This window comes from Streptococcus oralis subsp. tigurinus (genome assembly GCF_002356415.1).
GTDB classification, from domain to species: domain Bacteria; phylum Bacillota; class Bacilli; order Lactobacillales; family Streptococcaceae; genus Streptococcus; species Streptococcus oralis_F.
Map to the genome: position 1 here is coordinate 1,123,516 of NZ_AP018338.1, position 15,178 is coordinate 1,138,693.

11 protein-coding genes and 1 other annotated feature are annotated in these 15,178 nt (G+C 41.8%); all 11 genes read right to left on the bottom strand.

Annotated features, from left to right (window positions below; all coding sequences use genetic code 11):
- Positions 1-15: 15 nt before the first annotated feature.
- The 11 genes from trpX to rnr all read right to left on the bottom strand — a co-directional run bounded on the left by trpX (position 16) and on the right by rnr (position 15,147).
- A complete protein-coding gene (trpX, locus tag STO1_RS05680; RefSeq protein ID WP_096422364.1) occupies positions 16-1,023 on the bottom strand; it encodes a tryptophan ABC transporter substrate-binding protein in 1,008 nt (335 codons plus the stop codon).
- 115 nt (positions 1,024-1,138) lie between these two features.
- Positions 1,139-1,355, bottom strand: a binding site (T-box leader).
- A gap of 97 nt (positions 1,356-1,452) precedes the next feature.
- Complete coding sequence (ppc, locus tag STO1_RS05685) at positions 1,453-4,149, bottom strand: phosphoenolpyruvate carboxylase (RefSeq protein WP_096422366.1); 2,697 nt, start codon at positions 4,147-4,149, stop codon at positions 1,453-1,455.
- A gap of 24 nt (positions 4,150-4,173) precedes the next feature.
- Entirely contained in the window at positions 4,174-5,397 is a 1,224-nt protein-coding gene (gene ftsW, locus STO1_RS05690; protein WP_000703351.1) for a cell division peptidoglycan polymerase FtsW, read from the bottom strand.
- 186 nt (positions 5,398-5,583) lie between these two features.
- A complete protein-coding gene (gene prsA, locus STO1_RS05695) occupies positions 5,584-6,525 on the bottom strand; it encodes a peptidylprolyl isomerase PrsA (protein ID WP_096422368.1) in 942 nt (313 codons plus the stop codon).
- Between the two features lie 67 nt (positions 6,526-6,592).
- Entirely contained in the window at positions 6,593-7,306 is a 714-nt protein-coding gene (locus tag STO1_RS05700) for an O-methyltransferase (RefSeq protein ID WP_096423000.1), read from the bottom strand.
- A 1-nt stretch (position 7,307) separates the two neighbouring features.
- The gene (gene pepF / locus STO1_RS05705; protein WP_096422370.1) at positions 7,308-9,110 is read right to left on the bottom strand and encodes an oligoendopeptidase F; all 1,803 of its coding nucleotides are present in this window, start codon (positions 9,108-9,110) and stop codon (positions 7,308-7,310) included.
- A gap of 18 nt (positions 9,111-9,128) precedes the next feature.
- Positions 9,129-10,085, bottom strand: a complete 957-nt coding sequence (locus STO1_RS05710; protein ID WP_096422372.1) for a competence protein CoiA — start codon at positions 10,083-10,085, stop codon at positions 9,129-9,131.
- Between the two features lie 76 nt (positions 10,086-10,161).
- Positions 10,162-11,310, bottom strand: a complete 1,149-nt coding sequence (locus STO1_RS05715; RefSeq protein ID WP_096422374.1) for a PDDEXK family nuclease — start codon at positions 11,308-11,310, stop codon at positions 10,162-10,164.
- A gap of 177 nt (positions 11,311-11,487) precedes the next feature.
- Positions 11,488-12,348, bottom strand: a complete 861-nt coding sequence (gene tehB / locus STO1_RS05720; RefSeq protein WP_096422376.1) for an SAM-dependent methyltransferase TehB — start codon at positions 12,346-12,348, stop codon at positions 11,488-11,490.
- Positions 12,349-12,362: 14 nt separating this feature from the next.
- A complete protein-coding gene (gene smpB, locus STO1_RS05725; RefSeq protein ID WP_084938555.1) occupies positions 12,363-12,830 on the bottom strand; it encodes an SsrA-binding protein SmpB in 468 nt (155 codons plus the stop codon).
- A complete protein-coding gene (gene rnr, locus STO1_RS05730; protein WP_096422378.1) occupies positions 12,793-15,147 on the bottom strand; it encodes a ribonuclease R in 2,355 nt (784 codons plus the stop codon). Before rnr ends, smpB begins: the two co-directional genes overlap by 38 nt.
- Positions 15,148-15,178: the final 31 nt, after the last annotated feature.

Consider the following 15,178-nt stretch of genomic DNA (forward strand, 5'->3'; position numbering starts at 1 on the left):
GCTCCTCCTTTATCTTTATTCAATCACTTGTCCTGCTTCTTTTAGAACAGACTCAGGAATAGTGATTCCAAGTTCTTGCGCTAGTTTTTTGTTGATAACTGACTTACCAGTTGAAAAGACATTAACTGGCGTATCAGCTGGTTTTTCACCTTTCAAAACTTTGGCAATCATTTTACCAGTAGCCACTCCAAGATCGTGTTGGTCAACTACTACAGATGCTAATCCACCTGCTTCTACCATGGCAGTGGCACTTGGATAGATTGGCTTTTTAGCTGTTTGGTTGCTTGAAACAACTGTTGAAAATGCGGATGCGATGGTGTTGTCAATTGGAACCCAGATAGCGTCGACCTTGCTGGTCATAACATTAACAGTTGAAGCAATTTCGTTGGTTGATGGCACGGCAAAGGTTTCGACTTTCAAACCTGCTTTTTCAGCATAAGCCCTGAATTCCTCAACTTGTGATTTTGAGTTATCTTCGCTACTTGAGTAGAGGGCTCCGATTGTTTTAACATCAGGTGTCAAAGCTTTAATGAGTTCTACTTGTTGTTCTGCTGGGTTGTGGTCTGATACTCCTGTAATGTTGCCACCTGGTTTTTTCAAATCTTTGACCAAGTTAGCACCAATTGGATCTGTTACAGCCGCCATGATAACGGGAAGGTCTTTAGTAGCACTTGCAAGTCCTTGAGCAGCTGGTGTTGCAATCCCAACGACAAGATCATTTCCGTTTGCCACCAATTGTTTACTCATGGTAGCAACCTTGCTCTGATCGCCTTCAGAGTTCATAAAGTCGATTTTTACTTGGTTGTCCTTATATCCTTCTTCAGCAAGTCCATCTTGAATTCCTTGGTAAATCAAGTCTAAAGAAGGATGGCTGACAAATTGAAGAACACCAACCTTAGCAGTCTTACTTGCTGTCTCTGTTGTTGTCTTTGTTTCTTGTTTATTTAAACTTGAGTAAATCAAGCTCCCGCTAACTGCAAGTACTAGTGCTGCGATAATTCCAATCAATCGTTTATTTTTCATATTCTTTCTCCTTTTTAATCACTTGTATAATGCTCTTTTCAACAAAACAAGCGACACCATCGTTTAAATTCCATAATCATCCTCCTAAAAGAAAAAGTCCTCACACAAAAACTTGTGTGAGGACGTCGATGCGCGGTGCCACCTCAATTATAGGGAATATCCCTATCGCTCTTTCTCGCATTCACGAGTTGCACTGTAAGGTGTGCTCACCGAATTTTTATGATTTCAAATTCTTTATAACATTCAGCCCAATTTTCATCACTTCCATTTATCTGTTTCCACCAACCACAGACTCTCTAAAAAACTTCAATGATTACTTTCTGAATGTTTAAATTATATCATTTTTCAACTACTTGTCAAGACTATTTTTAGAATTTTTTAAACAATTCAAAAACTTCCTCCTAGTAAAAAGAGGAAGTTTAGAAAATATCAGCCTGAATTACGCAAACCAGTCGCAATTCCGTTAATAGTTGTATGGATTAGTTTTTCTTCGTCAGCTGACAATTCGCCGCGACGTTGACGTTTGATCAACTCCAACTGGATGTAGTTAAGGATATTAAAGTAAGGCATACGATAGTTTAGACTGTCTTTTAGATAAGAGTTTTCTGCCAAGAGTTCGTCATAACCTTCGATAGCTAAAATAACGTCCTTAGTTAATTGCCATTCATCTAAAATAGTGTAGTAGATAGCTTGCACTTCTTCATCTTCACAGAGCTTAGCATATTCAAAAGCAATGTTCATGTTAGACTTAGATAAGACCATGTCTACATTGGAAAGCAAAGATTGGAAGAAAGGCCAGTTTTGGTACATGTCACGAAGAAACTCGATATTCTTCGGATCTTGATCAATAAACTCTTTAAAGCTGGATCCTACTCCATACCATCCAGGGAACATGACACGACTTTGTGACCATGAGAAGACCCAAGGTATGGCACGCAAACCACCGATTTCAGTGATAGTCTTACGAGCTGCAGGACGTGAACCAATGTTGAAGCTTGATATAGCCTTGATTGGGCTTGACTCGAAGAAATAATCATAGAAATGTTCGTTTCCAAAGACCAAATCACGGTAGATATCGTAGCTACGGTCCACTACTTGATCCATAACAGCTTCATAACGATTTGACGTGTTGGTATCGCTCTTCTTCTTGGTAATCATACGGTTAATGGCTGCAGAAACCAACATTTCAAGGTTATAATAGGCAGCGTCTTTGTTTCCGTATTTGTTTCCAATGACTTCTCCTTGCTCAGTCAGACGGATACGGTCCTTGATAGACTTGAGCGGTTGAGATGTGATAGCTTCATAAGTTGGACCACCACCTCGACCAACAGTACCACCACGGCCATGGAAGAAGGTGACTTTAACACCAAATTCATCTCCAATAGCAGTCAGTTGTTGTTGAGCTTTATATAGAGTCCAACATGATGATAAATAACCACCATCTTTGTTACTATCGGAGTAGCCAAGCATGATTTCTTGGTAGTTGTCTTTTGAAGCAATCCATTTTTTAGCCAATGGAAGAGAGAAGTATCTTCTCATGGTTTCTTCCGAGTGATCCAAGTCTTCAATCGTTTCAAAGAGGGGAACAATCTGAACGCGCGCTTTTTGAGCATCAACCAAGCCCACTTCCTTGAGCATGATGGCTAATTCTAGCATATCAGATACACTTGTCGCGTGAGAGATGATGGTTTGGCGAATGACATTTTCACCCAGTTTATCCTTCAACTTGCGAGCAGTTTTGAAGATGGACAATTCTTTCTCAAGCAGTTCTGACTTTTCAGCATAAGTAGCTGAGAGGATACGAGGATCTTCTTCCAACTCTTTTAATAGGAGGGCGCATTTTTCGTCTTCAGAGAGATCGCTATAGTGGTCGTTGATGCCAGCAGATGCTAACAATTCAGCCACACAGGCTTCATGGACGCTAGAGTCTTGGCGCATGTCGATAGAAGCAAGGTAGAAGCCAAAGATTTCAACGGCTTGCATTAACTCGACAAATTCTCCTGAGATCAGGTATTCCCCCTTGTTCTCAAGGAGAGAATCGCGAATGGCCAACAAGTCTTGATAAAATTCATCTGCAGTAGCATATCTAGGCTGAAGATCTTTATCTTCAATGAGATAAGCCTTAGTTGCCTGCATCTTAGCTTGGATATCAAAAAGAGCACGACGATAGAGTTCTTTTTCGCGGTAAATGGAGTTATCTTGTGACTTAAGCGCCATCTCACGAACCTTGTCGCTGACATTCACGATGCTGGTTGAAAGTGAAAATTCACGATAAAGATTATAAATCTTTTCATCGTAGTAATTCATGATGACTTCGCACTGAGTCAAGGCTGATTTGTTGAGGGTTTCCGCTGTTACGAAAGGATTTCCATCACGGTCTCCTCCAATCCACATCCCCATAGTAATTGGTTTTGGATGCTCGAGCTCAATTCCTTGTTCTTTAGCTAGTTTCTTATATTCAGCCGTCAAACGTGGCACAGCATTCAGGAATGAACTTTGATAGTACTCCATCACGTTGGTGATTTCGTTGGTTACCTTCAATTTCTTCTCACGAATCATGTCTGTTTGCATGATAATTTCAATGTAACGACGGAGATCCATGTTCCATTTTTCTTTATTAATCAAACCTAGTTTGACATCACGATACTTGCGCAAAAGAGTATGGATATGGTTGGTCAAGTCCAGCATACTCTTGCGTTGTACTTGCGTTGGATGGGCGGTTAAGACAGGAACGACATTTAACTTTTCTAAAATTTCAGCTGCATTTTCTTTTTCAGCTACCATCTTTATGGTTGTAGACAATTTCCCTAGATAGTCTTGGTCCACATTGTTCTGGTGGTTAATTTTATAGGCTAAGTCCACATCCTCAGATATATTAATCAAGAGTGGAAGGATAGAGAAATAACGAGAAATGTAAATCATTTCTTCATTGGAAAGGCTAGTCACCAGTTCATTGAGCCCTTGATAGTTTTCATTTGTTGATAATTCCTTCAACTGCATGATTTTTTCAAAGGTCTCTGGCGCTAGCATATTTTTTGTGATATCTTCTAGCAGCTCAGTCAAAATCAAGACTTCTTCTTGGATGACGGCTTTATTACTATAGTTTTCTAATTTCTGAAGAGACATATATTTTTCCTTTCCATACAATCCTTACAGACCTTCAACAGTTTGAGATTCGTATTCTCTAATGAGTTTAGCACGTTTCTCGCTGGCATCGATATTTAATACAAGGGCAATGGCTACGGATAATACCAGGAGACTGTTCCCACCTTGTGAAAGGAAGGGGAAGGTCACCCCTGTAGAAGGAATCAAACCAGAAATCCCACCGATATTGACAAAGACCTGAACAAGAATCATCCCTCCGACACCGATAGCAACCATGGAGTTAAAGGGATCCTTAGCTCGAATACCAACCAAGATGATTCGCAAAATTAAGAAGAAGAGTAAAGCCAAAATCATACTCGCTCCTACGAATCCAAACTCTTCGATGACAATCGAAAACACGAAATCCGTATGGGCTTCCGGCAGATAACCACGCTTCTCGATCGAATTTCCCAATCCCAGTCCGAACCAGCCTCCATTAACCATGGCATAGTAAGAATTTGCAAGCTGGTGTCCTGCACCCGCCAAGTCATTAAAGGGATTAAAGAAGGCACTGAAACGTTTAGCAACGTAACCAAATACCGGTATCTGAGAAAATTTTTCAACCCCAACGAGACGAATGACAGACAATACTAAAATTGAACTCCCTGCTAAGAGAGCTAGAATGGTCGAGAACCAACGATAGGCTATTCCACTAACGGTGTACATAATGAGCGCTACCAAGACCAAGATGGTCGCATTTCCCAAGTCGGGGAAAATCCCCAAACTACCAATCAGAACCAGCAGAACAAAACGCCAGTCGTTAAAAGCTCGAGGTAGCCATTGATTTTGGGTCAACACCTGGAAATCATAAACCGCAATCTCATCTTGCTGTTTTGAAAAACGATATGCCAGGTACCAGATGATGATAATCTTAAGGTATTCAGCCGGCTGAATCGTTACAGGTCCTACAGAAATCCATCCATATGCTCCATTGACAGGTGTTCCGACCAGACGCGCTAGGGCTAAAAGAACCATCTCCACAATCATCACGATAAAAATGAGACGTCCATTTCTCAGGAAACCTAATTTTAATTTATAGATTAAGGCAATCAAAACCAAACTAGCTACCCAGAAAATCCCCTGGTTACGTACCAATTGAAAAGCGCTTTTTCCTTCTTCAATTAGGGTTGCACTCGTTGTCGAGTAAACTACAATCAACCCCAAAATTGACAGAAGAAAATAAGGAATCAAAATGGAATAGTTTAGTAGGTGCCTTTTACTAATTTTCATATTTCACCACTCTAATAGGAACAGAGGTGGTTGTCCCTAATTCCGTTTTATTTTCTAGTTTTGATTGTTATTATACCACTTTTTCAGAAAGAAAAAAACTCTTATCCTTTAATCCTTCGAATTTTACTCATTTTCTAGTTTCAAGCAAAAAATACAAACCTCTCTTGAGATTTGTATTTTAAGTTCTTAGTTAGATGAAGAGCTGCTGCTTGAGCTTGAGTCACCACCACCGATGTATTGGGTGAAGATGTTTTGGAAGGCTTGGTCTTTGACTTTGATGTTTGCAGCTTGCAATTCTTTACCAATTACTCCTTGAACAAAAGCTGAATCATTTTGTTTTTGAGTCAAAATGATGGTCTTCAATTTTTCTTTGTAGTCATCCAAGTTAGAAGATTTTTCTGTCTTCTTCGTTACTTTAACGATGTAGAATTGATTGCTGTAGGCTTGTGTTCCAGTAGCCGTAATCACATCAGAAACACCGTTCACATCCAAAGCAAAGGCAGCTTTCTTGACTTGTTCTGGAAGTTCTGTAGAAGCAGAGTCAAAAGTGATTTCTCCACCATTTTCTTTTGTCTTATCGTCGTTAGAGTTGTCTTTCGCCAACTGAGCAAAATCTGCACCTTCTGCCTTGGCTTTCTCAAGCACTTCTTTTGCCTTGTCTTCATTATCCATACGGATGATTTGAGCAGTTACATCTGGTGTGTACGCTTCGAAAGCTTTTTGGTAGGCTTCATCTGTCAATTCACTCTCAGCTGCCTTCTTAACTGCCAATTCAACCAATTTGCTGGTACGGATTTGAGCTTTACGAGCTTCAGGAGTCATACCTGCACGTTGAAGGACGCTGTTATAGCTATCACCGTATTTCTTTTGTTCTTCCGCAACAGAATCATCCACATCTTGTTCAGTCACTTCAGAACCATATTGTTTTTCAAAGACTTTTTGGATAGTCATGTTTAGCAAGACTTGTTGCGCAGTTGGATTGTTCTTTACTTCTTCAAAGAATTGATTTTCTGTAATCACATCACCTTTCATGCTGATCAAATCTTTTCCTTCAGAACTGTTTGAACAAGCTGCAAGTGTTGCTACTGATAAAAGTGTGATGGCTCCTGCCATTAGTTTTTTCTTCATGTTTACTCCTTTTACGGTAAGTGTTACCTTATCTATTTTACTATAATTTCTTAAATTTTTATGAAAATCATTCACTCTCAGGAAGTTGCACATCTGCTACATTCTTACGTAGCATGAGAATGCCATCCCCAAGCGGAACTAGAGTTGCCGTTAAATCTGGATTGTCCAACGTTGCTTCAAAAAGTCTTTGCAAACCACGGTAAATAGTTCTTTGACCACGGCGGACTTCCATGATATCCTTGGCAACATCGCCTCCTTGGAAAATGTCATCCAAGACCACTACTCCACCAACTTCTAATCGTTTGAGGATTTCAGGTAGAAAGACGATGTACTTGGACTTGGCTGAATCCATAAAGACAAAGTCATATGTTTCTGTCAGACTAGATAAAACATCGACTGCATCTCCCTCTATAAGGGTGATTTGCTTACGACTGTCAAACTGGGCAAAGTTTTTCTTGGCAAAGCCGATCATCTCAGGATTACGGTCAATGGTTGTAATCTTTGCATTTGGCGCATGTTCTGCCATCAGGAGGGCTGAAAAACCAATTGCTGTCCCAATTTCCAAAATGTTCTTGGGTTGCAGACTTTCCATGAGAAAACGGAAATAAGCAACTGTTTCATGAGGAATAATGGGAATATTCTCCTTGCGAGCGAAGGTCCCCAATTCTTTCAAGGAACCTGTCACCTGCTTTTGACGCTGGCGCATAAACTCTACGATTTCTTCCTTGACGACGGGACGACGCATATTGTGATTGGCATTTTTACTATAAGACTCTACCATCTTAAGCCAGTCCCAATTTTTCAACAAGGGCTTCAAACTCATTTAAACGGCGTTCAAAGACTGCAAAGGCGTCGTTGAGATAGTCTTCCTTCTCCATATCCACTCCCGCTTTTCTCATAACATTAAGCGGATAGTCAGACTTACCAGCCTTGAGGTAGTCGATATAGCGGTCACGGTCTTCTTGACTTCCATGGACAATCTTCTCAGCCAAGGCTGAAGCAGCTGCAAAACCTGTTGAATACTGATAAACATAGTAGTTATAGTAGAAATGAGGAATGCGTGCCCATTCGTACTGGATTTGAGGATTGTCTTCCTTGCTGAGTCCATAGTACTCTTGGTTCAAGTCAGCGTAGAGTTTATTCAGAAAATCACTTGTCAAGACTTCTCCATTTTGGTCTGCTTGGTGAATGGCATGTTCGAACTCAGCGAATTGAGTTTGGCGGAAGACCGTTCCACGGAAACCGTCCAAGAAGTTATTGAGGATAGCAAAGCGCGTCGCATCGTCTTCTACTTCTTCCAGTAATTTCTCCGTCAAGATATTTTCATTGGTCGTTGAGGCAATCTCAGCCAAGAAAATTGAGTAATCTCCGTAAACATAAGGTTGGGTTTCACGAGTATAGCTGGAGTGCATACTGTGACCTGTCTCATGGACAAGGGTAAAGAGATTATCTAAGTTATCCTGCCAGTTGAGAAGCATGAAGGCATTAGTATCATAAGAACCACCAGAATAAGCACCAGAACGCTTGCCTTGGTTTTCATAAACATCAATCCAACGCTCGCTAAAGGCACGTTTGACACGGCTCAAGTAGTCGTCACCCAAGACTGCCAAGGCTTCTTCTGCCTTTTTCAAGGCTTCTTCGTAGGTAAAGCTGTATTCTACTGAAGATAGTGGTGTGTAAACATCATACATCTTGAGATCTGAAATCCCCAAGATTTTAGAACGAAGTTCAAGGTAACGATGCAAGAGAGGCAAATGCTTGCGAACTGCTGCTACTAGATTGTCATAGACACTCTCTGGGACAAAGTTTGCTGCGAGGGCTGCATGGCGAGCACTCTTATAGTTGCGAACTTTGGCACGGTAGTTTTGCACCTTGACATTTGTCTGCAAAGTCTTAGCATAAGTGTGTTGGAATTGCTCGTAAGTCGCATAGAGGGCTTCATAGGCACTACGACGCACCTCACGATTTTTAGACTCCATCAAACGGATATAAGTGCCGTGTGAGAGTTGCACTTCCTTGCCTTCGTCATCAAGGACATATGGGAAGGTGATATCCGCATTGTCCAAAATAGCAAAGGTTTCACTAGCAGCGCCAAAGATTTCTCCTGCTCCCGCAAGCAATTCTTCCTCACGTTGCGAAAGAACATGGTCTTTCTTTTGCGAGAGCTTGTCAAAAAAGTGCTTGTAAACTTGGAGTTTTGGTTGAGCTTCTAGGAAGGCCTCATACTGCTCCTCACTAATCTCCATAAACTCAGGTTCATAGAATGAAAATGCTTGTTCTAACTGACTGTATAGGGTCATTGCCTTGGCATAGTACTCTTGATACTTGGCTTCACGCGTGTCCTGGTCATTTTTCATATGTGCATAGACATAAAGCTTTTCAACTTGGCGTTCCAAGTCAAGCGAGAATTCTGTAATCTCAAGCAAACTGTCTGCGCTATCCAAGAGATGCCCCTCATACTGAGATGCTGTTTGTACTTTTTCAGTTAAATCTTTCAAGGCTTCTTCCCAAGCCTGGTCTGTTGGGTAGATTGTTGAAAGATCCCATGTATCTTTTTCATTTATTTCATGTCGTTGTAATACCATAAGTTTCCTCCATCCTTTCTATTTTACCACATTTTTTGAGAAATATAAGTGATAAAAGGCTGGTGGATAGAGCTTTTGGCGATTATTTTTCGGATTTTTTTGATAGTAAGCCTGAAAATTTCTATAATAGCTAGTCAAATCCGTTTCAATCTGCAAAAAATCACCCGATTCTATTGGTCTGACTTGGGGATACCAGTCGTCCAGTTGACGGTTTAATAGATTATCCCCTTGCTGATAGGTCTCCTCCTGCTTTTTCATCCAGTAAGGCGTTTGGTAGTACAACTGTTGGCGAATGTAGTGACAGATAGTGGTATCTTGCACAACTGCAAAACAAGACAGTTTTTGTTTCTGATAAGGAAATCGTAAAATTTCCAAGAGATTTCCTTGACCATAGGGAAATTCCTTTACCTGAAAATGAAGCTTGCCACGTAGGTCCTGATGTAAAAGATATTTGAGTCTCAGAACTTGATTTTTGAGATCTAGTTCCCAGGCATAGAAACCCATATTTTGACTAAAATAGAGGAATCCCCTTTGCAGTTGTGTTAATCGCTCTTTTAACCAGAGTTTTTCTCCCAGTAGCCAGATAACCTGATAGCCCTGGCTACGGTATCCTTGGCTTCTATCGCCTAAAAGCTTTTGAGACAAGGGGCTACACTGAACCTCCAGAGCTAGTTTCTCATTTACGAGAACATCTGCTATCTGCTGAATCTCAGGAAGAGCGTACTCTAGGGCAACCTGACAGTCTTTCTTGGCCCAGTGATAAAGGACCTCTTTATTTCCCAAGTGTTCTGGACTTTCATTCTCGAAAATAGCAATACAATCTCTTAACCTTTCATGGGCAAAGTGCGTTCGAATACTCTGTCCTTGGCGTAATCGTAGTCCGCCCCCACAGGCTGGACAAGTATAAGCTTGCTTGGTCACATCTTTTTCGAGAGCATTCACCAAATTTCCCTTGGCATCTCTAGCTACAAACATGGTCTACCTCCTTTTCTTTTCTATTCGAAAAAGAAGTAAAAAAGGCTGGAATTCCAGCCTTTCATGATATTATTTCTTATCTTTTTTGTCTCTTAGAATATTTTTTTAGCATGGGAATGAGATTGGGGATCTGCTCGCTTCTAATGACCAGCACTCCGTATTCCTGGCAGCGATTGGCATAAACAGGATTGATTTTTCCCGTACAAACAATCAACTTGAGGCAACTCTCCCCAGCAAAATGATTGGCGTAGACTTCTAGTTCGTTAATGGCTTCAACTGATAAATCTGTCATCTTGCAAGAGATAAAGGTAATCGAGCGTCCCTTTCTCAGAATGACATCAATCTCATTTTGAACATTGTCCGCCTCTGGAAAGATGCCATTCCAATCAATCTCACCGCCTATCATGCACTCATCAAACAGCTGAGACTCAAGCGCTAAGAGATAGAGATATACCTCTAAAATATGTCCCTTGTTGCGGCAAAAGACTTGAGCTTCTTGACTTGGAAAGCTGTAGCTTACTCGCTCCTTGTCCTCGCTTTCAATACAAAGCATCCCTGCTTCCACAAGTAAAGGAATAAGGGATTTTGGATAGTGATAATACCTGCCATTGTTTTCCAGTATCTTTTCTGTCTCAGCATGCAGGTCATTGGTCTTAGCTAGAGAGAAAAATTGGGTCACTTGATACCAGTGAGCAGGATTGGAAATAGCAGAGCTGGCTAGCTTTTTAATGGCTGCAATTTGCTGATCTGAGTGGATAGGGCGTTTTGATTTGAGCATTTTTCCACCACGCAAGGCTATCAGCTGTTGGATGCTTAGGGTTGGAATGTCCAAGTCTTCTTTTTCTAACTGACCGGCTATCCACTTGTATTGTTTTCCCCGCTCGACATCCATGGCAACGATGGGAAGATGGCGATCCAAGCCGTATTGATAGAGTGATAAGGCTAGTAGCGAATCCCCACCAAAAACATCAAGAAGAACCTGGTCATAGCCTGCTAGAGAATAATCTAACTGGTTTGCTAGTTGTTCTAAGGATAACTGACGAAAGGTCACTCGTTGGATATGAGGTACCTCTTCCATGATAAACTGACGGAGAGAGAGCTTCTCTTCATTGCTTATTTTCGTCAAAGATAGAAAAAGAATCTCGTCACAATCACTGACAAAGGCTTGGTAGACATTCTTTTCCAATACATGCCGATCATACAGTTCCACCAAAAGACTCGTCATTAGATCACCTCCATCATCTACACTTTCTTAAGCCGAGAGAAAAAATAACACAGCTCTACTGCTCATATTTCCTACTTCTAGTATAGCATAAAATCCTGCTTGCCCCAATCAACCAACGCAAACAAAAACGAATAGAAACCTTGCAAAGTGGTTTCTATTCGTTTGTAAATATTTGATTTACTTGACTTTTTTAGCTAACATAGTCGCAAAGCGTAGTTGAATGCGATTACCATTTTCATCACGACGGTGCAGATGTCCTGGGTTTTCATTGTACTTAATCAATTCCCAATCCTTGTAGTAGTCCGCCAGCTCCCCTTCTTTAAAGGTGAATGGGAAGTTGATTGAGCAAGGATAATCCTCTGTATCCATGGCACAGACGATAAGATTGTAACCACCAACCGTGGTGTGCTCCTGCATATTTTGGATAATAGCTGGAATGCGGTCCGCTTGTAGGAACATGAGAACAACAGTTGATACGATAAAATCATAGGCTTGCCCGATGCTGGCTGAATTGATATCATAAAGTCCGACAGGCATGTCTAGATCCTCTTGTTCCACAATGCTTTGCAAGATTTCAAGGGACAATTCATTTTGATCCACAGCTGTCACATCAAAACCATTCTGTGCAAGAAAGAGAGAGTTACGTCCTTGACCACAACCTAAATCCAAGGCTCTTCCGGGTTTTACCGTCTGCATGGCCTCTAGAACCTCTGAATGGACTGGATTGGTATTGTATTTCTTAGGAAAATAATCCTCAGGTTTACAATAAAATTCCAAGTACCATTCTACATCATCTGTGGCTGCCTCTACTCGATGCCAGGCTTGCGGTTGCGCCATGGGATTATCAGCCCCCGATTCAAAGAGGTGCTCAGCTAGAACCTCACCATCCTCTGTCAATTCAATAAACTTGAGAGTTCCTTTCAAAACGGTGATTTTCCCCCAAGTCCCGACTTTAGTATTGTGCTTTTGCTGAACAGCTTCAGGCATGGTCTGTTTATTCCACAAGGGCATGCGTTTATAGGCAATTAGTTTTTCCATTTTACTTCCTCTTCTTATCGCTGGTTAACAGCTTTCATCACACGCGCGATGTCGCGGTTTTGTTCACGTCGCTTGATTGACTCCCGTTTATCATAGTCATGCTTCCCTTTGGCAAGTCCTAAAAGAAGCTTGGCATAGCCATCTTTGAGATAGACTTTGAGGGGAACAAGGGTCATTCCTGTCCCTTTGGTCTCTTGTTCCAATTTTTGAATTTGCTTCTTATGGAGTAGAAGTTTGCGACGGCGTTCAGGTTCCTGGTTCCAGATATTGCCCTCTTCGTAAGGGGCAATATGAACATTGCTCAGCCAGACTTCCCCATTTTTTACTTGGGCAAATCCGTCCTTGAGATTGATACGTGCAGCACGTACACTCTTGATTTCCGTTCCTGTCAGCACTATTCCTGCCTCTAGCGTATCTACGATTGTATAGTCGTGGTGCGCTTTTTTATTTTGTGCGATGACCTTTCCCTCGCCCTTTGCCATGCTTGGCTCCTTTCTTAGCTACTTCTTTGTAAAATGGTTTCTTACCCTTTTTCTTTTTATCTTTTTGTGAATGCTTGTGCTTATCATTCGAGCGCCCTGATTTTCTCTTGTCTTCCTTCTTGTCTGAACGACGACTTGAACTACGACCTCTGTCTTTGCGTCCAGCTTGTTTCAAGCCTTTTTCGATGACATCAAACTCACTTGGGATATAAGAGAAGTCAATCTCACCTGTCATCTTATCCGCTCTTTCTACGCGAATACGAATCTGCTGTCCCACGCGGAAAGTTATTCCTGATTTCTCTCCACGAAGAGTCAAATCACGCTCGTTGAAATGATAAAATTCAGGTAGATTGGTGATGTGAATCAAGCCTTCAACTGTGTTCGGCAATTCGACAAAGAGACCGAATTTGACGATGCTAGACACAACCGCATCGTACTCTTCACCCACGTATTCTTCCATGTACTCAGCCTTTTTCATGGCTTCGACTTCACGCTCCGCCTCGATGGCACGACGTTCACGGTTGGAAGACTGGGTTGCAATCTCTGGAATCACTTGTTCAAAATGCTCTGCTACTTCCTTAGAACGCCCATAGTCCCGAATCATTCGATGGACAAGGAGGTCTGGATAACGGCGAATCGGACTGGTAAAATGAGTGTAATAGTCGGCAGCAAGACCATAGTGACCGTGATTGTGCTCAGAATAGCGAGCCTGCTGCATGGAACGAAGAAGCATCATGGACAATACATCCGCATAGGGTTCTCCCTCAACCGCACGCATGATGTCTTGGAGCGCCTCCTGGCTAATCTCACTGGCAGTCCCATAAATTCGCAATCCAAAGCTCGAAGCATAATCAATAAACTTCTGAACTTTTTCAGCCTTGGGCTCCTCGTGAATCCGATAAATGAAAGGTAGGTCCAGTTTACTAAAGTGCTCGGCAACCGTTTCATTAGCAATCAACATGAAGGACTCAATCATCCGCTCAGCAACACCACGCTGACGAAGAACGATATCCACAGGCTTACCTTTTTTATCCACTAGAATCTTTGCTTCGCTGGTATCAAAGTTAAGGGCGCCACGCTTCTCACGCATGCTTTCTAGAGTTTCATGAAGCTTGGCCATGAGCTCGATACTTGGAACAATTTTCTTAAACTCTCGTCTCTTTTCCTCGTCACCTGCTAGGATATCATTGACAGCGCTATAGGTCATACGAAAGCTAGTCTTGATAACCGTTTGGGTAATGGTGTAATTAACCACACGACCGTGTTTATCAATTTCCATAATAGCAGACTGGGTCAAGCGATCGACTTGAGGATTGAGAGAGCAGATGCCGTTTGACAAACGCTCTGGAAGCATTGGCACCACTCGGTCTGTCACGTAGACAGAAGTCGCGCGGTTAAGAGCTTCCTTGTCAAGGGCAGAACCCTCGGTCACATAGTAGGAAACATCTGCGATGTGAACTCCAAGCTCGATATTGCCATTTTTCAAAGCCTTGATGTGTACTGCGTCGTCCAAGTCCTTGGCATCCGCACCGTCAATGGTAAAGGCGATTTCATCTCTCAGGTCCAGACGACCTTCCATATCCTTTTGAGACGGAGCTTCTGGCACACTTTCTGCTTCCTTGAGAACAGCTTCTGGAAATTCTGAAACAATATCCATGGATTCCAAGACTTCAAGAACGTCAATTCCGACATCCGTTGAATGCCCAACCACATCTAGTACACTCGCAACAAAGAAATCATGTTTCTTGCTTGGGTATTTATCGATAAAGACCTTGAGAACCTCTGTTCCTTCTAGTTTTAGAGCTGGTTTCTTAACATAAACCGGTTGACTGATTTTCTGATTTTTCGAACGGATGTAGCCAGCATACTTGGGCTTTTCCTGATCCAGAACGATTTGCCCGACAACGGTTGTCAGGCTGTGTTCTAAGATATCAATAATTTTGGCTTCTGCAGCAGTTCCCTTGTTGCGGTCAGCGACTTTCTTGATGACCACCTCTACGGTATCACCATCAATGGCATAGTTGACATCGTTTTTTCCTACAAAAAGGTCGTCCTCTTCGCCTTCTATACTGACAAAGCCAAAGCCGTTTTTATGGGCATGAAAAATCCCTTTGAGGGTGATTTCATGTTTCTTCTTTTGGTCCAGACATAAACTGCCATCATCTTCAAAGCGAATCTGGTGCTTTCTTTCCATCAGAGACAGGGTTTTAATCAACTCACGGAAATCCTTGGATCTATCCTTTCCGAGAGCCTGAGCTAGGTCATTTACCGTCACTCGCCCCTTCTCTTGCAAATAATCTTTAATTTTATCTTTCATGTTTTCTTTCTAGATTTTTATAATTTCTTTT

Coding starts and splice junctions, on each gene's coding strand:
- rnr (WP_096422378.1), bottom strand. CDS start 15,147: ATGAAAGATAAAATTAAAGATTATTTGCAAGAGAAGGGGCGAGTGACG.
- tehB (WP_096422376.1), bottom strand. CDS start 12,348: ATGGAAAAACTAATTGCCTATAAACGCATGCCCTTGTGGAATAAACAG.
- STO1_RS05700 (WP_096423000.1), bottom strand. CDS start 7,306: ATGGTAGAGTCTTATAGTAAAAATGCCAATCACAATATGCGTCGTCCC.
- prsA (WP_096422368.1), bottom strand. CDS start 6,525: ATGAAGAAAAAACTAATGGCAGGAGCCATCACACTTTTATCAGTAGCA.
- pepF (WP_096422370.1), bottom strand. CDS start 9,110: ATGGTATTACAACGACATGAAATAAATGAAAAAGATACATGGGATCTT.
- ftsW (WP_000703351.1), bottom strand. CDS start 5,397: ATGAAAATTAGTAAAAGGCACCTACTAAACTATTCCATTTTGATTCCT.
- ppc (WP_096422366.1), bottom strand. CDS start 4,149: ATGTCTCTTCAGAAATTAGAAAACTATAGTAATAAAGCCGTCATCCAA.
- trpX (WP_096422364.1), bottom strand. CDS start 1,023: ATGAAAAATAAACGATTGATTGGAATTATCGCAGCACTAGTACTTGCA.
- STO1_RS05710 (WP_096422372.1), bottom strand. CDS start 10,085: ATGTTTGTAGCTAGAGATGCCAAGGGAAATTTGGTGAATGCTCTCGAA.
- smpB (WP_084938555.1), bottom strand. CDS start 12,830: ATGGCAAAGGGCGAGGGAAAGGTCATCGCACAAAATAAAAAAGCGCAC.
- STO1_RS05715 (WP_096422374.1), bottom strand. CDS start 11,310: ATGACGAGTCTTTTGGTGGAACTGTATGATCGGCATGTATTGGAAAAG.